Raw genomic sequence first — 24,288 nt, 5'->3', positions numbered from 1 at the left:
TTTTACGTGCTTAAAATGAATATCTTATTTTAAAGTTAAAGCAATTTATTAAAATAAGCTTATAATAACTTCGATTGTCATTTCATCAACTGAAATAGACGTATTTTCATTACCATTATTAATCATTATTTATTGTGATAAAACTATGACTTTATTTTGCTCTGATATTTCAGTGTCATCCACACATGACTTGGCTAAGATCTCCCAAAAATTATGTGAGACACTGCAAAACATATCATCCTCTACTCATAATCATCAATTGTCCAATTATTGGCTATTATCCGCAACAGATGGTATAACGCGCGCTAAAACAACAAGTTTTCAGCTATTATCTTTAGGTGAAACTGATATTACTTTTCATCTAGAAAAGCTAGCTCAAAAATTCAATGCACCATTAAGATGGTTACGTTTAGAGTGGGTAAGCTCTACACAAGAAACAACATGGGAAGCATTACAACAAGAATTAAGAAAATACAAACGTAATTATTTTCGTAAAGGTATTGCTTTTAAAGGAAAAAAATATCCATGGCTATTCTGCTCTGAAATGGAGCTCAATGCACATGCATGCTTTTATAATGGAGCTGATGTTGGTGTTGCTGAAGTTAATAAAAAGAATTTACAAGCTTATTTAAAAGCTCGGCATGGCAGCAGTGAAATGCCTGAATTTTCAGATAGCATGGAAATCCTAACTTTTTCAACGGATGGTATCTTTATGGATTTGTCCACGAAAGAACTACACCGCCTATCTACAACGCCTCGCCAACACGGTCGACGGGAACTACAACCGTTAGATAAAAATAATTTACAACCAATTATAAAAAATCTCACCACCTATTTGGGTAATCAAGTAAAGGAAAATGGCAGATTCGAATATGGTTATTTTCCTGTATTTGGACGAACTATAAACACATATAATACTTTACGTCATGCAAGCAGTACTTACGCACTAATTGAAGGTTATGAATTTTGTAGAACATATCAAACTGGAAATTTAGCTAAGCTAAAACAGCAAATCGAGGCAACATTAGAATATTTTATTAAATCTTTTATTCGTTATTATCCAAATAACTTAGCTTATGTAATAGAAATTAATAATGAAATTAAGCTTGGTGCCAATGCCGTAGCCATTTTAGCATTAGTAAAATATATTCAAGTTTTTCCTGATAGCCCAAATAACAAGCATTATCTTACTCTAGCTGAAGCCTTAGCAGAAGGAATTGCATTTATGCAACAATCCGATGGTAGTTTCGTACATATTTTAAACGCCACCGATTTATCGATTATAGCCAAAAACAGGGTAATTTATTATGATGGTGAAGCTGCATTTGGTCTGATGCGTCTATATAATCTCACTCAAAATCATCGTTGGCTAGATATTGTAATGAATGCTTTCAATTATTTTATTTCAGCAGGACATCATAAGACACATGATCACTGGTTATCTTATTGTTCTAATGAGTTAATTCAACATTGTCCAGCCGAAAAATATTTCCGCTTTGCCGTAGATAATATAAAAGATTACACCCATTTTATTGAAAAACGTATTACGACATTTCCTACCTTGCTCGAATTAAGCATGGCATTTCATAAAATGCTACTTAAACTTGATGAATTTCCACAATTTGCTCATGTACTAGATGGATTTGATGTCGGTCAGTTTTATCATGCGTTGCACACTCGAGCTAATTATCTACTTAATGGGATATTTTTCCCTGAAATAGCAATGTTCTACAAATTCCCATCCTCGATCTTATGGGGAGCGTTTATTCGTCACCATGCTTTTCGTGTCCGCATAGACGATGTAGAGCATTATTTATCGGGCTTGGTGGCTTATCATCAACTACTGTCAAATAATAACTATCCAAAATCGGCACAAAAAACAGGTACTGATTTAGTCACTCCTCATTGTAGTTTGACTGCACAAGGTGTTGCAGCAGCTACGTCTGGCAAATGGATAATTCCACCTCCAAATGATTGGCTAGCGACAGGTGTTGCAATACATACATTGGGATTTAAACCTGGCAGCTTATTAGTCGCTCGCGGTAAAAATATGGATAAAGGTTTTTTAACATTACCTTCCGTTAGTTCCCTTATTAGTAAAGGCGCTTGCGGTATTATCACTGACGATTCAACTCACTATCTAGATTTTGGTATTCCCGTATTACAAGTTCAAAATGTTCGTCAAGCTACACTTGATTTAGGCGCTTGGGCTCGCAAACATTTTTCTGGACGTGTTATAGGAATTACTGGTAGTGCAGGTAAAACAACAACAGTAGCAATGATGGCTACCGCATTAAAATCAAGCAAGCAAGTGGGCCATACAATTAAGAGTGCCAATCTCCCGATCGGTATAGCATGGAATATGGCTTCATTGCGTTCAGATCTTGATTATTGGGTGATGGAAATGGCTATCGGTCAAATGACATTAAATTCTCAAATTACTCGCCCTGATATTGCTTTGATCACCAACATTGCACCTGCTCATTTAGAGTATCATGATAATGTTGAAAATATTGCTCTAAAAAAAGCGCGTATTTTTGATGCTATGAAGCCTGGCAGTTATGCAATTATTTGTCGTGATATCAATCAATTTGACCTAATTGCTGAAAAAGCAGCACTGCGAGATTTAAAGGTTATCAGTTACGGGGAGTCAAAAAATGCCGACATGCGTTTACTCTCATATGAGAAAGGTATTGCAACGATATCCATTAATAACGAAAAGCTCTCTCTAAAACTTAAAACTGCTGGTCGCCATATGGCACTCAATGCTGTAGCCGTATTAACCGTAGCTTATCTTGAAAAATTTTCCTTGAAAGAGATTGTAGCGGCATTAGAAGAATTTGAAGCGGTAGATGGTCGAGGTAATATATTTATGAGTGAAATTGAGGGACACAGAGTAACAGTATACAATGAAGCCTATAATGCTAATCCATTATCAATGAAAGCTGCTTTAGAGGCTTTTGCCGATAATATGATAAATTCTGATCTCAAAATTCTCGTAGTAGGTGATATGTTAGAACTTGGTCATAATAGCGAACATTTACACCGCTTAATAATAGAACGGATTGCCTTATTACCGATTAAACGTATCATTTTAGTTGGAAAAGAAATGTGTAAACATGCAAAATGGCTAGAGACACAAGATAAAATTGTTCTTACCGCAAAAGATAAAATTGCTGCTACTGAGCATTTAGCGAAGATCGCTCAAACTGGAGATCATGTCTTCTTAAAAGCCTCTAATGGTGTTGGTTTACATAGTTTATTCAAGAGAATTTGATTAATCTCCCACTAAATGTGCTTAACTAAACAATAACATTAAACGCTGTATCAATATTTGTTATAAAGTAACATCAAAAAATGCGGAGTACAGCTATTCAAGTTAGTACTCCGTTTGTGGGTATCTCTTAAAGAAGAAAAACTAAACGTTTAATCGCTATCCCCTTCTGCTCAACTTCTCATATAGACGTTCAACTATCGCTAATTCCTTCAAAAAGTGCTGTCAAAATTAACTTATTAGAAAAAAGGCTATATACATAGCCTAATTTTTCATTCTATTTCACTTCTCTAAATAAAATTTCGCTTGGGATGACAGAGCCTTGCCAGTAAAGCTCAGTTGATACTTTCTCCGCTAAATCTAAGAAAGATTTCGCAATTTCACTGTCTGGTGCTGCAACTACGGTTGGTTTACCCGCATCCAAATCTTGACGAACTTGGATATTCAACGGTAATTGACCTAATACTTTCACATTGTATTTTTGTGCCATTTTTTCTGCACCACCAGTGCCAAAAATTGCTTCGTGATGGCCACAATTGCTACAAATATGCATAGACATATTTTCCACAATACCTAACACTGGTACAGACACACGTTCAAACATCGATACACCTTTCACTGCATCTAATAAAGCAATATCTTGTGGTGTTGTGACCACTACCGCACCCGTTACAGGAATTTGTTGTGAAAGTGTTAATTGGATATCACCTGTACCCGGTGGCATATCGATCACTAAGTAATCTAAGCTATCCCATAAGGTTTCATTTAAAAGCTGACTTAATGCACTACTTGCCATTGGACCACGCCAAATAGTCGCATTATCTTCATCCATTAAGAAACCGATCGAGTTTGCAGATAAACCATGCGCTTTAATCGGGGTGATATGTTGGTTATCTGGTGAAGTTGGGCGTTGATGTGGAGCGCCTAACATATGCGGAACAGATGGACCATAAATATCCGCATCTAAAACTCCCACACGAGCACCTTGAGCTTGTAAAGCTAAAGCTAGATTCACTGAAACAGATGATTTCCCTACCCCGCCTTTACCAGAGGTAACAGCAATAATATTTTTCACACCTTTTACTGCGGGTTGATTATTCGCACGTTTTAACGTGGCGATTTGATAATTCACCACCCATTTGATTTCTTTGCTATCTGTCACTTTTAATAACGTATCAGAAAGCTGTTGTTTCACTTGCTCCACGCCAGTGTTCCATGCAAAAGGCAATTGTAATTCAATACGTAACACGTCACCGCCTTTTTCTACTTTCTTCAAAGTATTTAAGGCGATTAAGTCTTTTTGCAAACTTGGATGTTGGAATTGTTGAAAAACTTGCAGAACTTGAGATTGTTGTTCCGCCGTTAAATTTTCAGAAAAAGCAGTTGCCATAATATTCCTTTAATAAATAGTGGTAGGTAGTAGAGTAAATTTGTCAGGGATATTCTACCCCTTTTACACCTCAAATGTTAAGCTAAAAGTATAACTAAACTAGAAAAAATCGCACTAATCGGGTAACATACTCGCAATTTTTGCAAAAAGAATAAGAGAAAAATAATGACAACTCAACCTCGTAAAATTTTAGTCACTTGTGCATTACCTTATGCAAATGGCGCCATTCATTTAGGCCATATGTTAGAACATATTCAAGCGGATATTTGGGTACGTTTCCAACGTATGCGTGGCAATAAAATTCATTTTGTCTGTGCTGATGATGCGCACGGTACACCAATTATGCTTAATGCCGATAAATTAGGCATTACACCAGAAGAATTAATTGCAAAAGCAAAAGCTGATCACATACGTGATTTTGCAGGTTTCAATATTAGTTTTGATAACTATCATTCCACTCACAGCGAAGAAAACAAAGAGCTTACCGCAGAAATTTACAATAAACTCAAAGCTAATGGCTTTATTAAGAGTAAAGTTATTTCTCAGTTATTCGATCCTGAAAAAAATATGTTCTTGCCTGATCGTTTTGTGAAAGGCACTTGCCCGAAATGTAAAGCAGAAGATCAATACGGTGATAACTGTGAAGTTTGTGCTTCCACTTATAGCCCAATGGATTTAATTAATCCACGTTCTGCAGTGTCAGGAGCAACACCAATCGTCAAAGAATCTGAACATTTTTTCTTTGACTTACCCGCTTTTGAAGGCATGTTAAAAGAATGGACTCGCTCTGGCTCACTTCAACCTGAAATTGCAAACAAAATGCAAGAATGGTTTGAAAGTGGCTTACAACAATGGGATATCTCTCGTGATGCACCTTATTTTGGTTTTGAAATTCCAGGTGCAAAAGATAAATTCTTCTATGTTTGGTTGGATGCGCCAATTGGCTACATGGCTTCTTTCAAAAATCTCTGCGATCGTGAAGGCATTGATTTTAATGAATTCTGGGCAGAAAACAGCGATGCAGAACTTTATCACTTTATCGGTAAAGATATCGTGTATTTCCATAGTCTGTTCTGGCCAGCAATGCTAGAAGGGAGCGAATACCGTAAACCAACCAATGTGTTTGCACACGGTTATGTCACCGTAGATGGCGCCAAAATGTCAAAATCACGCGGTACATTTATCCAAGCCAGCACTTATTTAAATCACATTGATCCTGAATGTTTACGTTACTACTACGCAGCGAAATTAAACGATCGCATCGAAGATCTCGATTTCAATTTGGAAGATTTCGTTCAACGTGTAAACACAGATATCGTTAATAAATTAGTCAATTTAGCGTCTCGTAATGCGGGCTTTATCACAAAACGTTTTGAAGGCAAATTAGCAGAGAAATTAGAAGACGAGGCGCTTTTCAATGAATTCACCGCACAAGCTGAACAAATCGCTACTTATTATGAAAGCCGCGAATACAACAAAGCGATTCGTGAAATCATGGCATTAACCGATAAAGCCAATAAATATATTGATGAAAAAGCCCCTTGGGTCATTGCAAAAGAAGAAGGCAAAGAGGCAGAATTACAAGCGGTTTGCTCAATGGGTATCGAGCTTTTCCGTGTATTAATGTCTTACTTAAAACCGGTTCTTCCAAAACTGGCTGAACGTGCAGAAGCGTTCTTACAAACAGAACTAACTTGGAATAATATTGCACAACCACTATTAGGTCATCAACTTACGCCATTTAAAGCGCTTTTCTCGCGTTTAGAGAAAAAACAAATTGATGCTGTTGTAGAAGAAACTAAAGCACTTTTCGCTGAAGCAAATAGAGCGACAGAAAAAACAGCGGCAAAACCAACCGCACTTTCAAATGTCGAACCGATTGCTGACACCATTACCATTGATGATTTTGCTAAAATCGATATGCGTGTGGCAAAAGTACTGAAGTGCGAAGCCGTACCAGAATCAAACAAACTCTTACGTTTTGAATTAGATTTAGGTGACCATACTCGCCAAGTGTTCTCTGGCATTAAAGCGGCTTACAACAAACCTGAAGAATTAGAAGGTCGTTTTGTTATTGTGGTTGCAAATCTTGCACCGCGTAAAATGAAATTCGGTGTATCGGAAGGGATGATTCTTTCTGCTGGTACTGGCGGAAGTGATTTATTCTTACTTTCAGCTGATAGCGGTGTTACTGCGGGTATGCAAGTAAAATAATTTAATATTTAGGCGACTTCGGTCGCCTTTTTTATTGCCAAACAGAATCAAATACCCTACCATATCAATCAGCTATTTATCATGCAAATTAACAGGAATTCATTATGACAAACGAACTTATCTGCTATAAACAAATGCCGGTTTGGACAAAAGATAAATTACCTAAAATGTTCCAAGAAAAACACAATACTAAAGTGGGGGCTTGGGGAAAACTCACCGTACTAAAGGGTAAACTTAAGTTTTATGAGCTAACCGAAGATGGCGATGTCATTGCTGAACATATTTTCACCCCAGAAAGTAACATTCCGTTTGTCGAGCCACAAGCCTGGCACCGAGTTGAAGCACTTTCTGATGACTTAGAATGTACGCTTGGTTTCTATTGCACAAAAGAAGATTACTTCAGCAAAAAATATAATATGACTGCAACGCACGGTGATGTAGTTGATGCGGCTAAAATTATTAAGCCTTGTAAAGTGCTAGATTTAGGCTGCGGACAAGGTCGTAATTCCCTTTATTTAAGTTTAAAAGGCTATGACGTAACCTCTTGGGATCATAACGAAAACAGCATCGCCTTCTTGAACGAAACTAAAGACAAAGAAAACTTGAATATTAAGACTGCTGTTTATGATATTAACACTGCCAATATTCAAGAAAACTACGACTTCATTTTATCTACCGTGGTATTTATGTTCTTAAATCGTGAGCAAATTCCTGCCATTATTAAGAATATGCAAGAACACACCAACCCAGGTGGTTATAACTTAATTGTAGCCGCGATGTCTACGCCCGAGGTGCCTTGCCCACTCTCCTTCTCATTTACGTTCTCGGAAGGTGAGTTAAAAGAATACTACAAAGATTGGGAATTCTTAGAATATAACGAAAATATGGGCGAATTACACAAAACTGATGAAAACGGCAATCGCATTAAATTAAAATTTGCGACAATGCTAGCAAGAAAAAAATAATTTGCTAATTTAGAAAAGAAAATGACCGCGCTTCGTCAAATAAAGTGCGGTCATTTTTTATAAAATTTTTTTATTACTCTTCAATAGAACGTAATAATTCGTTGATACCTACTTTACCTAAAGTTTTTGCATCAACTTTTTTCACAATCACTGCACAGTATAAGCTGTATTTACCACATTTAGATGGAAGGCTACCTGATACCACTACAGAACCAGCAGGAACGCGGCCATAGAATACTTCACCTGTTTCACGATCGTAGATCTTCGTTGATTGACCAATGAATACGCCCATAGAGATCACACAACCATCTTCCACAATCACACCTTCAACAACTTCAGAACGTGCACCGATAAAACAGTTATCACCGATAATGGTTGGGTTTGCTTGTAATGGCTCTAACACACCACCGATACCTACACCACCAGATAAGTGTACGTTTTTACCAATTTGTGCACATGAACCAACAGTTGCCCATGTATCGACCATGGTACCTTCACCTATGTATGCACCGATATTGACATAAGATGGCATTAATACACAGTTTTTAGAAATGTATGCGCCTTTACGTACTGTTGCAGAAGGTACGACACGGAAACCTTCTTGAGCAAAACGCTCTTCGGTATAGTCAGCAAACTTCAATGCCACTTTGTCATAGTATTTTGTTTCTGCTCCATCAATAATTTGATTATCATTGATACGGAAAGATAATAATACGGCTTTTTTCAACCATTGATGTGTCACCCATTCACCATCAATTTTTTCTGCAACACGGTATTTACCGCTATCTAATCCTTCGATCACTTCTTCGATTACTGCACGAGTTTGTGCATCAACAGTTTTAGGTGTGATTTCTGCACGTTTTTCAAATGCTGCTTCAATAATTTGTTGTAAATTTGACATTTTGCTTCCTATTGTCGATATGAAATAACGGTTTATAGTTTTATCATATTTTTGACTTTCAAGCAAAACAACTACGTTTTCTTTTGATTTCAAATATAAAAAAAGCGAACCTAATGGCTCGCTTTTTTCTAGTTCTTGTTTACGTTAGTTTATAACAGAAACATTTAATGATGAACCACCAACGATTCTTACGCGACGACCCGCTTTAAAGTTAGGATCTGCTTTTTGAACGACTACAATTTCTTCGTTATTATCTTTTCTGATAACAAGTTCTGCGCCATTCACTTGACTCATTTTTTCTTCAGCCTTACTACCGAGCATTGCACCACCAATTGCACCAACCGCTGTTGCAATAGCTTGGCCTGTACCGCCACCAATTGTACTACCCGCAATACCACCTAGTGCGCCGCCACCAACAGTACCAATTACGCCAGGATTATCGGCTTGAATTTTAACTGGACGAACAGAAACAATCGTACCATAGCTAATTGAACGCGCTTCTTTCGCCTGCCCAGCTTCATATACATCACCACTAAAAATATCGGTATTAGCACAGCCAGTTAAACCAATAGACATCATAAGTGCTAACGCCACTGTTATTTTTTTCATAAAACTACCTTCTAAAATTTAATTAAATTGGATTTCTTGGAGACCACGTCGAAATATTTTTTACGCCTTGCCTATCTCCAGAGACTTTCGCACAGACTCCTGTTACTAGAGTTGAATCGTATTTTTGAACGATTACTTCTGTTTCGCCTTCTTGCTTGTATGAACAATCATTCTTTCGAAGGGTTAATTTTATATCATTCCCCTGAGCTTCAGTAAAAATAATTTGTCCTTTATACGTATACTCATCTTTTTTTAATTGAGATGAACATGCAAATAAACCTAAGCTAAATAAAACAATTAATGCTAAGGCAACTTTTTTCATTATATTAACCCTCAAGTATTTTCTTTATCGCATAAGGATGAACCTTTATGCAAACGTAATTTTCTGTTTTATCAACAAAACTTACTGCAATGGATGGATTAGGCAATTGCTCCCCTTCCACTTTAGGCTCACTCACTTTCATGGTTAATTGAGTTATTTCCTTCCATAAAAAAGTATTATAAATCCGATTAACCCAACTCTCCACAGATTCATTAAGTAAAAACGGCATTACAATCTCAATATGTTCCCAAGTTTCTTGGGGATATTGTTTATTTTTAGGGAAAGGTAATTCAATAACATCGACAGGTTGACCAATAAAATTAACTGGTTCATCTAATTCAATCAAATAGATAGGACGATGATTGACGATATTACTGCTTAAAATTTTACCGTACTTTAATAATTCTGTCAGCCAATTTTTTGCTTTTTCTTTACTATTTGCTCTTAAAGCTAAATGATCAATTTGGTAATCGGTTAAATTAATTTTCATTACAGCAGCTAATTGTTGAATTTTTTCCTTAAACGAAGGTAACTCTTGATAAAGTGCGCTCGATTTTTCCATTAAATTTGACATTTTCTACTACTCTTACTTTGAGAAATCTATAAACAACGGTATCATAGCCGATTATTTTCATTATTCAATTTCAAGATTAGGAAAAACCGTGAATATTCAATCTATTTTATCCGATAAAATTAAACAAGCGATGATTGCAGCTGGTGCAGATGAACAATGTGATGCACTTATTCGTCAATCTGGTAAACCGCAATTTGGTGACTATCAAGCAAACGGCATCATGGCTGCTGCTAAAAAACTAGGTTTAAACCCACGTGAATTTGCACAAAAAGTACTTGAGCATTCTAATCTTTCTGATGTTGCCGAAAAAACTGAAATTGCTGGCCCAGGCTTTATCAATATTTTCTTAAATCCAACTTGGTTAGCGAATAATGTTTCTGCCGCATTAAAAGATCAAAATCTTGGTGTAAGTGTAAATGAAAAACAAACCATTGTAATTGATTATTCTTCACCAAATGTTGCGAAAGAAATGCACGTAGGTCACTTACGTTCTACCATTATCGGAGATGCCGTTGTTCGTACCCTTGAATTTTTAGGTCATAACGTTATTCGTGCGAACCACGTAGGCGACTGGGGTACCCAATTTGGTATGCTCATTGCTTATCTTGAAAAAATGGAAAATGAACATGCGAGCGAAATGGAACTTCAAGATCTTGAAGCGTTCTATCGCGAAGCGAAAAAACACTATGATGAAGATGAAGCTTTCGCTGAAAAAGCACGTAACTATGTGGTGAAATTGCAAAGTGGAGATGAATATTGCCGCACGATGTGGAAAAAATTAGTTGATATCACCATGCAACAAAACCAACGCAACTATGATCGCTTAAATGTCACGTTAACCGAAAAAGATGTAATGGGTGAAAGCCTTTACAACCCGATGTTACCTGCTATCGTTGAAGATCTAAAAAAACAAGGTTTAGCCGTTGAAGATGAAGATGCATTAGTAGTTTATCTTGATGAATTCAAGAATAAAGAAGGCGAAGCAATGGGCGTTATCGTTCAGAAGAAAGATGGTGGTTTCCTTTATACCACTACTGACATTGCTGCGGCTAAATATCGTTATGAAACCTTAAAAGCGGATCGAGCATTAGTGTTCTCAGATACTCGTCAAAGCCAACACATGCAACAAGCTTGGTTAATTACGCGTAAAGCAGGTTATGTGCCAGACAGCTTCTCACTTGAACATAAAAACTTTGGCATGATGTTAGGTAAAGATGGTAAACCATTCAAAACTCGTACTGGCGGTACAGTAAAATTAGCGGATTTATTAGATGAAGCGATTGAACGTGCAACTGTATTAATCAACGAGAAAAATACCAATTTATCTGACGATGAAAAAACAGCGGTTATTGAAGCGGTTGGTATTGGCTCGGTGAAATATGCAGATCTTTCTAAAAACCGCACGACTGACTATGTATTCGATTGGAACAATATGCTTAGCTTTGAAGGTAATACTGCGCCTTATATGCAATATGCTTACACGCGTATTCGTTCTATCTTCAATAAAGCAGATGTGAATCCAACCGCACTTGCCGAAGCTAAGATTCAGCTTTCTGATGAAAAAGAACGTGCATTGGCCATCAAATTGCTTCAATTTGAAGAAGCCGTTCAAACAGTGGGCAAAGAAGGTACACCGCATGTGCTCTGTGCTTATTTATATGAATTGGCAGGTGTGTTCTCCTCATTCTATGAACACTGCCCAATCTTAAATGCAAAAGATGAAAACGTAAAATTAAGCCGTTTAAAACTCGCTTCTCTTACAGAGAAAACCTTAAAACAAGGTCTAGAGTTATTAGGCATTAAGACAATTGAAAAAATGTAAAAAAGTCGATACAAAAAGCTAGCTGCACCCGAAAAAGTTGAACTAAATAAATCAACAAATGAGGTGCAGCCCTTATTATAAAGAAACTCTATAACAGAATTTTAATTATGGTCATCTGTCCATTCACAGTTTGTTATTTATATGTAAATAATAAGGATATCGAGTATATGATGAAGTGATTTAATTTTTAAGTAGAGTTAAAAATAATATATTGTTATGAATAGCTAATAGAAACATAATTGATAGAGTTGAGAGTTGTTTAACTCATTATCATCATCAATATATTCAACTAAAATTAAAGGAACTGACTTCGATATCATATCATCAGTTCCTAATAAAGATCACTCATTTAGAGCTACTCTTTTTCTTTATCAATCAACAATTCGTAAATGAGATGCTGATTTTTGTATTTTATTTTTAAGTCTAGGCTTATCTACAGCTTCAGAAAAGCTTAAGGGCTGTTCAGATATTGGCTCTCGGTTTAATTCATCGTAAATTTCTTCTGCCTCAAACATTACACCATCACCATTTTCACGAGCGTAAATAGCTAAAGCCGCTCCCATCGGAATATATAACTCACGAGAAATACCTTTAAAACGTGCATTAAACTGAATAAAATCATTCGTTAATTGTAAATTTCCTGTCGCTCCAGCTGAAAGATTTAAGACAATTTGTCCATCTTTTACATATTCTACAGGCACATTAGTACCATAATAATTGGCATCTACAACTAAATATGGTGTGAAATCGTTATCCACTAACCAATCATAATAGGCTCTTAGCAAATAAGGTCGTTTTGGAGAAGATAAATTGGCCATTATTTGTCATCCATTAAATTTTTAGGCGCAGCTTCACCCACTGATTGTAAGAATGAGTCATGGCTAAACACACGATCCATATAACCTTTAATTGCTTTGCTTCCTGTACCAGTAAACTCAACACCCATATTACGTAATTTCCAGAGTAATGGTGCAATATAACAGTCTACTAAACCAAACTCTTCACTCATAAAATAAGGCGTTTGTTGAAAAATTGTAGATACCGCTAACAATTCTTCTTTTAGCTGTTTTAACGCTTCTTCACGCTCAACTCCAGTACCTTTTTCAGCAATTTCTAATGTCGGATACCAATCTTGCTCAATACGTAACATCAACAGGCGGCTCTTAGCTCGAGCTACTGGGTAAACTGGCATTAGTGGCGGATGTGGAAAACGCTCATCAAGATATTCCATAATAATACGTGAGCTGAATAATATTAAATCACGATCTACTAAAGTCGGTAGTGTACCGTAAGGATTTAATTCCATTAAATCTTCTGATAATGCTTGCAAATCCACTTCCTCGTTTTCGTAAGCAACTCCTTTTTCAGCTAAGACAATCTTAACCTGATGACAGTAAATGTCATTTTTATTTGAAAAAAGAGTCATTACTGAACGTTTATTCGATGCATTGGACATTTATTCCTCCGAAGATCCAAAATAATCTATATACTTCTACTTAAAATTGACGACTATTTTAACATAAATGATAGACAAATCGCCAATAATTTCTTATTTTCACTTTAAAATCAAACGGTTAGATAGCAAAATGAAAAATCAAAGAACGGTGATTTTTATTTAACTTACTTTTTACAAGCATAAAAAAAGCAGAGATTGCTCTCTGCTTTCTTGAAACGATAATAAAAATTAACGTTTGGAGTATTGTGGACGACGACGTGCTTTGTGTAAACCCACTTTTTTACGCTCAACGCGACGTGCGTCACGAGTAACGAAGCCAGCTGCACGAAGAGCAGGACGTAAAGTCTCATCATATTCCATTAATGCACGAGTGATACCGTGACGGATTGCACCCGCTTGACCAGAAATACCACCACCTTTAACAGTGATGTATAGGTCTAATTTATCAGTTAATTCCACTAATTCTAACGGTTGACGTACGATCATACGAGCTGTTTCGCGACCGAAATATACGTCTAATCCACGTTGGTTAATAGTGATTTTACCACTGCCCGGTTTGATAAATACACGAGCTGAAGAGCTTTTGCGGCGACCTGTGCCGTAGTTTTGATTCTCTGCCATTTCCTAAACCTCGTGATTAAATGTCTAATACTTGTGGTTGTTGTGCTGCGTGTTGGTGTTCTGCACCCGCATACACTTTTAATTTACGGAACATTGCACGGCCTAATGGACCTTTTGGCAACATACCTTTAACCGCAATTTCAATCACCGCTTCAGGACGGCGAGCGATCATTTCTTTGAAAGTCGCTTGTTTGATACCACCTACATAGCCAGTGTGCCAGTAGTAAAGTTTATCTGTTTCTTTACGACCAGTTACTGCCACTTTATCTGCGTTGATAACAACGATGTAATCGCCAGTATCTACGTGTGGAGTGTACTCAGCCTTGTGTTTACCACGAAGACGACGCGCTAATTCAGTAGCTAAACGACCTAAAGTTTTACCTGTCGCATCTACCACATACCAGTCACGTTTTACTGTTTCTGGTTTTGCTACAAAAGTTTTCATTAATTAATTACCAAAATATAAGTTTGATACCCAGTGTTCCATATTGATTGAAACACAACCATTAATCTTAATCTCCACCCCTTCGAGTGTGATCTCGATAAAATAATACACAGTGGGAATCTGTGTATTTACAGGGTCGGCATATTATACCTATTTTCAATAAAAATGCTAACTTTTTGTTCAAAAAACTCATTTTATTTATAGAACACAAAAATAAACATTAATTAATTTCATGATTTTTATGAAACAATTGAAATTGACGCATGTTTATTCTTATCTCATGATAAATGCATTCTAATAAAAATATGAGAAAGCATGCTATGAGCTACGCAAAAGAAATTGACACATTAAACCAACATCTTGCCGACATTAACAAAAAAATCAATGTATCCTTCGAGTTCTTTCCTGCTAAAAATGAAAAAATGGAAAGTATGCTTTGGGATTCTATTCATCGCTTAAAAGAATTAAATCCTAAATTTGTTTCCGTAACCTATGGCGCAAACTCTGGTGAACGTGATCGTACACATAGCATAGTAAAAGCCATTAAAGCAGAAACAGGTTTAGAAGCCGCTCCTCATTTAACGGGTATTGATGCGACACCTGAAGAATTAAAAGAAATTGCAAAAGATTATTGGGATAGCGGTATTCGTCGCATCGTCGCATTGCGTGGTGATGAACCAAAAGGTTATGAAAAGAAACCATTCTATGCAGCTGACCTAGTTGAACTACTCCGCTCCGTAGCTGATTTTGATATCTCGGTTGCCGCATATCCAGAAGTTCACCCTGAAGCAAAATCAGCGCAAGCAGATTTAATCAATTTAAAACGTAAAATTGATGCCGGTGCCAATCATGTCATTACTCAATTTTTCTTTGATATTGATAATTACCTTCGCTTCCGTGATCGCTGTGCGTCTATTGGCATTGATGCTGAAATTGTACCTGGCATTCTCCCTGTAACCAACTTTAAACAACTTCAAAAAATGGCATCGTTTACGAATGTAAAAATTCCAGCATGGTTGACTAAGGCTTATGAAGGATTAGATGACGATCCAACGACTCGTAATCTTGTTGCAGCAAGCATCGCAATGGAGATGGTAAAAATTCTTTCTCGTGAAGGCGTAAACGATTTCCACTTTTATACATTAAACCGTAGTGAACTGACTTATGCGATTTGCCATACATTAGGCATTCGCCCTAAGTCTAATTAAATATTCGGCTAAACTAAATTCAAGCTATAGATAGAATTCTCCTACGTAACCCTCTTTTCAGGGACATCATAAAACCAGCACCTAATTATTGATATTTATTCAAGATTAGGTGCGTATCAGTTCTGAATTGAAGTTTTTAATATACATCCTCTTTTTCCCTTGCTTTATTTTTACCTAGCACAACATCTTTCATTACCGTCAGCAATTCTTTTTGAACATGAGAAAGCTTTGGCTTTTCTGCTTTATCAAATGCAAGAGGACGACAAAACTCCATCGCCTTAATGCCCAATCGAGCCGTCAATAATCCCACGCCAATCCCCTGTGCCGCTCGTGCAGAAAGTTTTGCAGTAATATTTTGAGAAAGCCAATCCATTCCTAAGCCTTGCACAATCTCCGTTGCCCCTGCAAAAGCAAGATTCACTAACACCATTCTGAGCAAACGAAGACGGGTAAAATACCCTAGCTCAATCCCATAAATCGCCGCAATTCTATTGATTAAACGAATATTTCGCCATGCAATAAAAAACATATCAACAACAGCTAAAGGACTGATTGCCACAATCACAGCGGATTCTGCTGCCATTTTAGTAATCAGTTTTTTCGCTTTTTTATCAAAAGACTGTAACACTGTTTGACTAAATAAATGGGTAACTTCGCGAGCAGAATAACTTTCATTAAGCTGCTTTTCCCATTGGACAATTGCAGGATGTTGCGAATCCAATTTTAAGGTATCGGCAATCGATAAACACAAAGCTTTTCCTTTCTCACTATCCTGTTCAGAAAAAACTTGATGATTTTCGACCGCACTTTCACCAATTAATCGCTGACTTTGTTCTTGTAAATTCAAACGTTTTTTAAGTTTCACCAAACGTCGCCATTCTGCGATGATTTCAGATAAACCAAACAACACAACGATAAAACTCACCAAGGCAAAAGCAAGATAAATCCATTGTTGGTTTTGATAACTATCCCAAATCCATTGAACAGATTGTGCAACCGTCGCCCCTAAAAATAAAAGTGCGGTCAATTTCAAAGCCGTTTTCCAACCACTCGATTTAGGCTTCACAATTTGCTCAAATTGCTCATCCAACAACTCCCCTTCTAAAGGTTCGTTATCAATGGTGGTTTCAACATTATGAAATTCTTGCTTAGGCAGAATTTCTTCCTCTTCGGGTTGGTGAGATTGTGTGAAAATTTGTTTTGTCATTTTGTATTGATGAATGATAAATATGGGTAAATTCTAATGCAAAATGATAATAATCTCACCTTAATATTGAATTAATTTTTAGACAAAATTAGAGAAATAGCTGAAATAAAACAAGAGATTTTGCATTCGCCACAGCCATTACATAGATCGGGAACTAATGATAAATCGGCTCGAATAGCCTTTTGAGAACAACTTTCTCGACAAACATCGCAAGACTGCCCTTGAAGTGTAATACAGTCTTTTCCAAATTTTGGACGAAGTCCTGTATCAGCGGGAAAATAGGGATAAAGTGCATGGGTTTGACATGCCTCTGCACATTTACCACAGAGATCACAAGCCATATACTCAATATCTAATTCAGTTTTGTTATGCACAAGACGCAATAAATTATTGGGGCAGGCTGAAACACAATCACCACAGCCATTACAAACAGCCAAAAACAAATCTTCTCGAGCTGAAAATGGCGGTCGATGAACTTTACGGATTTGCTTTTCTTGCGGCACCTCCGTTGCACCAAGCACTCCTCTAAATAACCCACGCCGAGATATATGATGATGCGTTAAATATGCTTGATAATAAGCTTCGTCTTTACAATTTGTACTCATAGCATTAACGATAAAAACGAACGTCTGGCACCGAAAGACTTAATTTCTGTTTCCAATCATCGAGTGTAATTAAGGTAAGTTGCGCTAAGCCTTGATAAAACGGATGATTTTCAACATTCGCCAATTTAGTGAGAAAGTATGGCGCCCAAGTAAATAAATGCTGGCTTAAAAACTCGACTAATAAGTGTGGTCGAGTTTCTACAAGATATGCCGCCAACATCAGCATTAGTCCAATATGATCCTCTGGCTCATCTTGCTTTGATTGGAAAGCAATTTGGTGATTTTTTAAGAAATCACGTAATGCTAGTAACGAATTACCAAAAATCACACATTCAGGATCTAGATAAACAGACCCCCAAGGAGGAGCAAGCAATTCATTTGGGCCAATAAAGAGATTTTGATATTGCTCTGTAAGATCTTGTTTTAAACCATGTTTAATAAGTGCGGTCAATTTTTCGTTTGTTTTTTCCTCCAACGGAATTTCCCATTCTTGCGTCCAATTAGGTTGGCGAAAGAACTCTAGGACACTGGCAATACGTGAATCACTTGGTTCATAATAAAAGGATGAACCAAGTAGACGCCCATAAAGGGAAATTTGGTGGAATGTATTTTGCATAAAATCTCCGAAAACCTAACCGCACTTTATTTCAATATTAGCTGCCAATCGCCATACCGTAAGTCATATGTAATCCATAAAATAATGCACGTCCAATACCTTCAGCAATCAAAGTTAAAACTACACCACACCATAACAAACTAATATTTTTAGTACGGAATAATAGGAATGATGTAATAGCTAACAAGCATAAACGTACCGCTGTCATCGACGCATAATCTGGTACGAGAGCTGAGGCATTTTGAATGGCACTATGTATACCTTGTAAATTAAAGCCTTGATATATACAAACCACGGCAGCACATAACACTGCAAGTGCAAATAAACCAGGTACAAAGTTAAGTTGGTAGCTTCGTTGTTTATTTGACATTAAAAGTGCATAGGCTAATGCCAAACCACCTAATGCCACAGTGAGATAGAATGACCAAGAAGTTAAAACGGTATTCCAAGTAGGCACACTAACAATATGATAAACTTGATTCATCATATACATAAAGCAAAGCCCAGTAAGTGCGGTCAAAATTCTCCACACATTTCCAAGGAAAGCAGGCATTTTACCTAAAATTGCAATCACCCAATATAACCCAGCCAAGCCAAAGAATACTGCACCAGCAGCGATCTCATTACTCATCGTCGATTCACCGACACGATTAAGTGAATTAAATGCGCGCATCGGTGTTCCGAGATGCATGACAGAGGCAATAAAACATAAACCTAAAATAACTAAAATTACAAACATCGCTTTATGAATGTAAGTTAGACTTTTCTCATTTTTTTCACCCAGTAGCACGAAAGTAAAAATAAGCCAAGCTCCGACCGCACTTTGAGCTAATACTGTGAAAAAGACTAATGGAAGTTCATGTAATCCAGCGTTCATCTTACACCTCTCTTGGATTGCCTAAGAATCCACTTGTGTCACCACTTGGACGGGAATTTTTGTTTGGTTTCACCACTAAATTTGGATGAGTAATCTCTGCTGGTGGTAACGGCGCAATGGAAGCTTGGTCGCCGTATTTAGCTCGCAACTCATCAATCGGTGCAAAATCAAGAGCTCGCAATGGACAAGCATCAACACAAATTGGTTTTTGCCCTGCTTGAACTCGAGAATAACATCCATCACATTTTGTCATATGACCTTTTTGAGCATCATATTGTGGTGCATCATAAGGACATGCCATATGACAATAGCGACAGCCAATGCAAGTTTCTTCATTTACGATAACAAAACCATCTTCATTTTTGTGCATTGCTCCCGTTGGACAAACTGCAGTACACGCTGGATTCTCACAATGGTTACAAGAGATAGACATGTAATAGGCAAATACATCTTGATGCCAACAGCCATCCGATTGCTGATTCCAAGTTCCCCCTGTATACTCATAAATCCGACGAAAATTTACGTCTGTACCTAAATCTTTGTAATCTTTACAGGCTAATTCGCAAGTTTTACAGCCTGTACAGCGATCTGAATCAAAATAAAAACCATATTGTTTCATACTTCACCTCCTACAAGCGTTCCACTTGAACCAAATTAGAATGTTGCGGGTTACCTTTTGCCAACGGTGATGGTCTTTGGGTAGTCAACACATTAACGCAACCTGAATGATCTATGCGATCTTTATCTGGTGCATACCATGCACCTTCACTTAAGGCAACGACTCCTGGAATAATACGCGGAGTGACTTTTGCATGGATACGCACCTCACCACGATCGTTAAAAATACGAATCATATCGCCATTTTTAATACCACGAGGTTCAGCATCAATCGGATTCATCCATACTTCCTGTGGGTTTGCTGCTTTTATAACATCAACATTACCATAGGTAGAATGGGTTCTTGCTTTGTAGTGGAAACCGCTGAGTTGTAGTGGATATTTTTCCATTAATGGATCACCATAATGTTCAAAACTTTGTGCATGAACAGGTAAAGGATGAATCACTTCATCTTCCGCTAACTTCCAAGTTTTAGCAATTTCAGCTAAACGTGAAGAATAAATTTCAATTTTTCCTGATGGTGTTTTTAGCGGATGTGCTTCAGGATCATCACGGAAATCCTTGTATGCAACTTTAAAACCATTCGGATCTACTTTTTTTGAAAATACCTTGTTGTCTAAACTCTTCGAAGGTTGGCAATTCTGGCAGTTTTTCACGAGATTGCTCATAAATGTATCGCAACCATCCCTCTTGTGTTCGACCTTCAGTAAATTTATCTTTTACCCCCATTTTATCAGCCAGATCGCTCAACATATCGTAAATAGTGCGACATTCAAAAGATGGCTTAATGACTTGATCGGCAAAAATCACATACGCCATATTCGCAACGAACGCATCTAATGCAAAATCCATTTGTTCGGAAGTCGTACAATCTGGTAGCAAAATATCACTGTATTTCGCAGTAGAGGTCATGTGATTATCTATCGTGATGATCATTTCGCACTGACTTTCATCCTGCAAAATATCATGTGTGCGATTAATTTGTGCATGTTGATTGATAAGGCAATTACTAGAATAGTTCCAAATTACCTTAATTGGGGCCGATAATTTATCTACACCTCGAATACCATCAGTAAGTGCGGTCATTTCTGTGCCTCGAAAAATCGCATCAGTCCACATAAACATTGGAATACTTGCCTTCACAGGGTTTTCTAAAGTCGGCATACGCACAAATGGGATACTATATGCGCTTTCACGAGCGCCCGTATTACCACCATGGATACCTACATTACCCGTTAAAATAGGTAACATAGCAATAGCACGGGAAATCAACTCTCCATTACTACGGCGTTGTGGTCCCCAGCCTTGAGAAATAAACGCTGGTTTAGTACTACCGATTTCACGAGCAAGTTTAATAATCCGATCTACTGGAATACCTGTAATTTTCGATGCCCACTCTGGCGTTTTGGCAATACCGTCATCTCCTTCACCTAAAATATAAGCTTTATAATGACCATTTTTTGGCGCATCTGCTGGTAACGTTTTCTCATCATAGCCCACACAGTATTTATCCAAGAATGGTTGATCAACTAAATCTTCGGTGATCATCACATATGCTAGTGCAGAAACTAATGCAGCATCGGTACCTGGACGAATCGGTATCCATTCGTCCTCACGTCCCACTCCAGTATCAGTATAACGTGGATCAATCAAAATCATTTTTGCATTGGAACGCTGTTTTGCTTGTTCAATACAGTAAGTTAATCCACCTCCACTCATACGAGTTTCACTTGGGTTATTACCGAATAACACGATTAATTTGGTATTTTCGATATCCGCCATTCCATTGCCTAGAGCCCAACCACCACCATAAGTGTAATCTAACCCCACTGCAATTTGTGCGGTACTATAATCACCATAATGATTTAAATATCCACCGATACAGTTCATAAAACGCGCAAGCATTGTAGATGCTGGTGGCCAAGATTTGGTCATTGTCCCACCAAGCGTGCCTGTTCCATAGTTTAAATATATGGATTCATTACCATATTTAGCTATATTGCGTTTAAGTGCATCGGCAATTTCCGTCAGTGCTTCATCCCAGCTAATTCGTTTAAATTTACCTTCTCCTCGTTTACCTACTCGCTTCATAGGATATTTCAAACGATCTGGGTTATACACACGGCGTCTCATAGAACGTCCACGTAAACAGGCCCGCACCTGATGATCAAGATTATAAGTATCTGTTCCAGTATTATCTGTTTCTACATATGTAATCCGATCATCCTTAACATGCATACGTAATGGACAACGACTCCCACAGTTTACAGTGCATGCACTCCATACCACTTTTTCTTCACTTTCTTGCGTATTTTTTGGTGCATCAGCAGCCATCACATTAAAAGGTAATGTAATATCTGCTACCGCGACAGCCGTACCAATAGATGACGCCTTTAAGAAACTTCGGCGATTTACTTGATTAAAATTACTCATAATATCGTCCCCCCACAGTCAGATTGAGTAATCATTGAAATAAGTTAATTAATAACATCTTTCATATGTCAAAATATTGACTCCAATCACATAATCAAAAATAGGTATACCTTAACTAGCGATAATATGATCTAAATCAAAATGAAATAATGATAACTATTATTAATCATTTAGTTATTACTTCGTCTAAATCATCAATTGACTTTATCTTTAAAAATCTTTTACTATAGGCTAATCCACAATTAGTTTATCTAATGTGTTAAGTTTTAACTGTTAACTAACTAGAAGAATCTTTTCATGAAGAAACTTATCGCCACTGCGGTGCTCTCCGCATGTTCTATGGCTTACGCCAATACCGACATTCCAAACTACAATACCGATTCTCATCTGTATGAATTCACTCAAACTTATGATTTAGTTGCGCCAAAAGGTTCGCAAGGACAAGCGAATCTGTGGGTGCCTTTACCATTTAATGGTGAGTATCAACAGGTAAAATCTATCCATTTTGAAGGTAACTATTTGGATGCCTATGTGACAGAAAACAACAAATATGGTGCGAAAACGCTCTTTGCGACTTGGGATAAAGATGCACAAAAACGCGATTTAAAAATCACAATGGTGATTGAAACCAAAGATCGTGAACCAATGGTTAAAGGTGCATTAGAAAATTACAAACCACCAAAAGATATTCACTATTCTGTTGATGTACAAGAATATTTAAAACCGACTCAACATATTAAAACTGATGGCATTGTGAAACAGTTCGCCGATAAAATTGTGGGCACTGAAACTAATCCATTGAAAAAAGCTGAGTTGATTCACCAATGGATCGTCAATAATATGGAACGTGATAATTCCGTTTTAGGCTGTGGCGATGGTGATGTAGAAAAAATTCTGACCACTGGTGTGTTAAAAGGTAAATGTACTGATATTAACTCTGTTTTCGTTGCACTTGCTCGTGCCAGCGGTATTCCTGCTCGTGAAATTTTCGGTATTCGTTTAGGTGCAGCGGATAAAATGGGCAAATACTCCAAAGGTGCATTCGGTAGCGCGGACGAACATGGCGTAGCAAACGTAAGCGGTGGTCAGCATTGTCGTGCTGAGTTCTATCTTGCGGGATTCGGCTGGGTGCCTGTTGATTCTGCAGACGTGGCCAAAATGCGTTTAGCAGAGAAAAAATCGGTTGATGATCAGGATACACAAGCCGTTGCCAAATACTTATTCGGTAACTGGGAAGCAAACTGGGTAGGATTTAATCATGCTCGTGATTTCGATTTATATCCACAACCAGAACTTGCTCCACTCAACAACTTTGGCTATCCGTATGCTGAAGTGGGCGGCGACCCGTTAAATTCCTTTGACCCGAAAGAATTTAAATATGACTACATCTCTAAAAAGCTCTAATAAATCTTTTTGGGTTGCGATTGCCACCGCACTAAGTGCTGCGGTGGCATCAACCTTGTGCTGCATTGCGCCTTTAATCTATTTAGTATTTGGCGTGTCATCCACATGGTTGATTGGCTTGGGTGAATATGATTATTTACGCATTCCTATGCTTATCGTTTCATTATGCGCCTTTGCCTACGGCTTTTGGTTGCTGATGTTTTCAAAAAAAATCATTTGCAGCAAATACATTTCCCGTAAAAAGCTCATTGTTTTGTATTGGATTGTATTTATCGTCATGCTCTTTTTCTTAACTTATCCAACCATTTTACCGTGGATTTTAGAGCTTTCTAATTAGGAACAAAAAATGAAGAAATTAACGACCACACTTTTGCTTTCATTATTCACTTTATCTATCGCACAAGCGGAAGAAACAAAGCAACTTGTGCTAAAAGTGAATGAAATGAACTGCCAGCTTTGTGCTTATTTAGTGAATAAAGAGTTACGCAATATTGATGGCGTGATTTCCACTAAAGCCTCCATTAAAGATAGAACTGTGACTGTTGTGGAAGATCCAAAAGTTGCTGATGAGCAGTTAATTAATGCAATTCATAAATTGGAATATACGGCGGAAGTGGTTAAGTAACCTGATAAAAAATAAAAGTGCGGTCAAAATTGATCTGCACCCCAAAAGTTGGACTCAACAAACCAACAATTGAGGTGCAGATTTTTTATGGGTAAACACTAC

22 protein-coding genes and 1 pseudogene are annotated in these 24,288 nt (G+C 37.4%); 8 read left to right on the top strand and 15 right to left on the bottom strand.

Annotated elements, in window-relative coordinates; translation table 11 throughout:
* The first annotated feature begins 145 nt into the window (after nt 1-145).
* Nucleotides 146-3,277, top strand: a complete 3,132-nt coding sequence (locus ACXVWP_RS00115; RefSeq protein ID WP_297570061.1) for a UDP-N-acetylmuramoyl-tripeptide--D-alanyl-D-alanine ligase — start codon at nt 146-148, stop codon at nt 3,275-3,277.
* Nucleotides 3,278-3,551: 274 nt separating this feature from the next.
* Here ACXVWP_RS00115 and apbC read toward each other — a convergent pair whose 3' ends face one another.
* Complete coding sequence (gene apbC / locus ACXVWP_RS00110; RefSeq protein ID WP_289901700.1) at nt 3,552-4,664, bottom strand: iron-sulfur cluster carrier protein ApbC; 1,113 nt, start codon at nt 4,662-4,664, stop codon at nt 3,552-3,554.
* A 165-nt stretch (nt 4,665-4,829) separates the two neighbouring features.
* Between apbC and metG the strand changes: the two genes are divergently transcribed.
* Entirely contained in the window at nt 4,830-6,878 is a 2,049-nt protein-coding gene (metG, locus tag ACXVWP_RS00105) for a methionine--tRNA ligase (protein ID WP_297570058.1), read from the top strand.
* A gap of 104 nt (nt 6,879-6,982) precedes the next feature.
* A complete protein-coding gene (gene tehB / locus ACXVWP_RS00100) occupies nt 6,983-7,843 on the top strand; it encodes an SAM-dependent methyltransferase TehB (protein WP_297570056.1) in 861 nt (286 codons plus the stop codon).
* A gap of 73 nt (nt 7,844-7,916) precedes the next feature.
* On the opposite strand, the gene dapD is transcribed toward tehB, so the two are convergent.
* The 4 genes from dapD to ACXVWP_RS00080 form a co-directional block, all read right to left on the bottom strand.
* Nucleotides 7,917-8,744, bottom strand: coding sequence for a 2,3,4,5-tetrahydropyridine-2,6-dicarboxylate N-succinyltransferase (gene dapD, locus ACXVWP_RS00095; RefSeq protein ID WP_289901697.1), 828 nt, complete (start codon nt 8,742-8,744; stop codon nt 7,917-7,919).
* Nucleotides 8,745-8,888: 144 nt separating this feature from the next.
* Nucleotides 8,889-9,353 carry an outer membrane lipoprotein gene (locus ACXVWP_RS00090; RefSeq protein WP_049355522.1) on the bottom strand — a complete coding sequence of 155 codons (465 nt, stop codon included), beginning with the start codon at nt 9,351-9,353 and terminating at the stop codon, nt 8,889-8,891.
* A 22-nt stretch (nt 9,354-9,375) separates the two neighbouring features.
* A complete protein-coding gene (locus tag ACXVWP_RS00085; protein ID WP_289901696.1) occupies nt 9,376-9,675 on the bottom strand; it encodes a hypothetical protein in 300 nt (99 codons plus the stop codon).
* 4 nt (nt 9,676-9,679) lie between these two features.
* Nucleotides 9,680-10,249, bottom strand: a complete 570-nt coding sequence (locus ACXVWP_RS00080; protein WP_289901695.1) for a VOC family protein — start codon at nt 10,247-10,249, stop codon at nt 9,680-9,682.
* An 88-nt stretch (nt 10,250-10,337) separates the two neighbouring features.
* Here ACXVWP_RS00080 and argS point away from each other — a divergent pair, with 88 nt between their 5' ends.
* Nucleotides 10,338-12,071: an arginine--tRNA ligase gene (argS, locus tag ACXVWP_RS00075; protein WP_289901694.1), complete on the top strand. Its 1,734-nt coding sequence runs from the start codon at nt 10,338-10,340 to the stop codon at nt 12,069-12,071.
* A 371-nt stretch (nt 12,072-12,442) separates the two neighbouring features.
* Here the strand turns inward: argS and ACXVWP_RS00070 are convergent, their stop codons facing one another.
* From ACXVWP_RS00070 to rplM, 4 genes are all read right to left on the bottom strand, one after another.
* Complete coding sequence (locus ACXVWP_RS00070) at nt 12,443-12,889, bottom strand: ClpXP protease specificity-enhancing factor (RefSeq protein WP_126471568.1); 447 nt, start codon at nt 12,887-12,889, stop codon at nt 12,443-12,445.
* Nucleotides 12,889-13,527, bottom strand: a complete 639-nt coding sequence (gene sspA / locus ACXVWP_RS00065) for a stringent starvation protein SspA (protein ID WP_126471570.1) — start codon at nt 13,525-13,527, stop codon at nt 12,889-12,891. The genes ACXVWP_RS00070 and sspA overlap by 1 nt, the downstream gene beginning before the upstream one ends.
* 228 nt (nt 13,528-13,755) lie before the next feature.
* Nucleotides 13,756-14,148 carry a 30S ribosomal protein S9 gene (gene rpsI / locus ACXVWP_RS00060; RefSeq protein ID WP_049355528.1) on the bottom strand — a complete coding sequence of 131 codons (393 nt, stop codon included), beginning with the start codon at nt 14,146-14,148 and terminating at the stop codon, nt 13,756-13,758.
* A 16-nt stretch (nt 14,149-14,164) separates the two neighbouring features.
* Nucleotides 14,165-14,593 carry a 50S ribosomal protein L13 gene (gene rplM / locus ACXVWP_RS00055; RefSeq protein WP_049355529.1) on the bottom strand — a complete coding sequence of 143 codons (429 nt, stop codon included), beginning with the start codon at nt 14,591-14,593 and terminating at the stop codon, nt 14,165-14,167.
* 320 nt (nt 14,594-14,913) lie between these two features.
* On the opposite strand from rplM, the gene metF reads away from it, so the two are divergent.
* On the top strand, nt 14,914-15,801 hold the full coding sequence (gene metF, locus ACXVWP_RS00050) for a methylenetetrahydrofolate reductase (RefSeq protein WP_289901693.1): 888 nt from the start codon (nt 14,914-14,916) through the stop codon (nt 15,799-15,801).
* A gap of 136 nt (nt 15,802-15,937) precedes the next feature.
* On the opposite strand, the gene ACXVWP_RS00045 is transcribed toward metF, so the two are convergent.
* From ACXVWP_RS00045 to ACXVWP_RS00020, 6 genes and pseudogenes are all read right to left on the bottom strand, one after another.
* Nucleotides 15,938-17,008 (bottom strand): TIGR01620 family protein, encoded by a 1,071-nt coding sequence (locus tag ACXVWP_RS00045; RefSeq protein WP_297570131.1) that lies wholly within the window; start codon nt 17,006-17,008, stop codon nt 15,938-15,940.
* A gap of 71 nt (nt 17,009-17,079) precedes the next feature.
* On the bottom strand, nt 17,080-17,613 hold the full coding sequence (napF, locus tag ACXVWP_RS00040; RefSeq protein ID WP_297570130.1) for a ferredoxin-type protein NapF: 534 nt from the start codon (nt 17,611-17,613) through the stop codon (nt 17,080-17,082).
* Between the two features lie 4 nt (nt 17,614-17,617).
* Nucleotides 17,618-18,229, bottom strand: coding sequence for a Tat proofreading chaperone DmsD (gene dmsD / locus ACXVWP_RS00035; protein WP_297570128.1), 612 nt, complete (start codon nt 18,227-18,229; stop codon nt 17,618-17,620).
* A gap of 37 nt (nt 18,230-18,266) precedes the next feature.
* The gene (locus tag ACXVWP_RS00030) at nt 18,267-19,106 is read right to left on the bottom strand and encodes a dimethyl sulfoxide reductase anchor subunit family protein (protein ID WP_297570125.1); all 840 of its coding nucleotides are present in this window, start codon (nt 19,104-19,106) and stop codon (nt 18,267-18,269) included.
* Nucleotide 19,107: 1 nt separating this feature from the next.
* The gene (locus tag ACXVWP_RS00025; RefSeq protein WP_297570122.1) at nt 19,108-19,725 is read right to left on the bottom strand and encodes a DMSO/selenate family reductase complex B subunit; all 618 of its coding nucleotides are present in this window, start codon (nt 19,723-19,725) and stop codon (nt 19,108-19,110) included.
* A 10-nt stretch (nt 19,726-19,735) separates the two neighbouring features.
* Nucleotides 19,736-22,157: pseudogene (locus tag ACXVWP_RS00020) on the bottom strand (DMSO/selenate family reductase complex A subunit).
* 297 nt (nt 22,158-22,454) lie between these two features.
* Between ACXVWP_RS00020 and ACXVWP_RS00015 the strand changes: the two are divergent.
* From ACXVWP_RS00015 to ACXVWP_RS00005, 3 genes are read left to right on the top strand one after another with little or no spacing between them, the layout of a single operon-like run.
* Nucleotides 22,455-23,561: a transglutaminase-like domain-containing protein gene (locus tag ACXVWP_RS00015; RefSeq protein WP_289901691.1), complete on the top strand. Its 1,107-nt coding sequence runs from the start codon at nt 22,455-22,457 to the stop codon at nt 23,559-23,561.
* On the top strand, nt 23,536-23,898 hold the full coding sequence (locus ACXVWP_RS00010; RefSeq protein WP_005695901.1) for a mercuric transporter MerT family protein: 363 nt from the start codon (nt 23,536-23,538) through the stop codon (nt 23,896-23,898). The genes ACXVWP_RS00015 and ACXVWP_RS00010 overlap by 26 nt, the downstream gene beginning before the upstream one ends.
* Before the next feature lie 9 nt (nt 23,899-23,907).
* Entirely contained in the window at nt 23,908-24,186 is a 279-nt protein-coding gene (locus ACXVWP_RS00005) for a heavy-metal-associated domain-containing protein (protein WP_289901690.1), read from the top strand.
* Nucleotides 24,187-24,288: the final 102 nt, after the last annotated feature.

Source organism: Haemophilus sp. SZY H56, assembly GCF_054332415.1.
The sequence above is the reverse complement of the archived record's forward strand: the minus strand, read 5'-3'. Positions and strand labels throughout refer to the sequence as shown.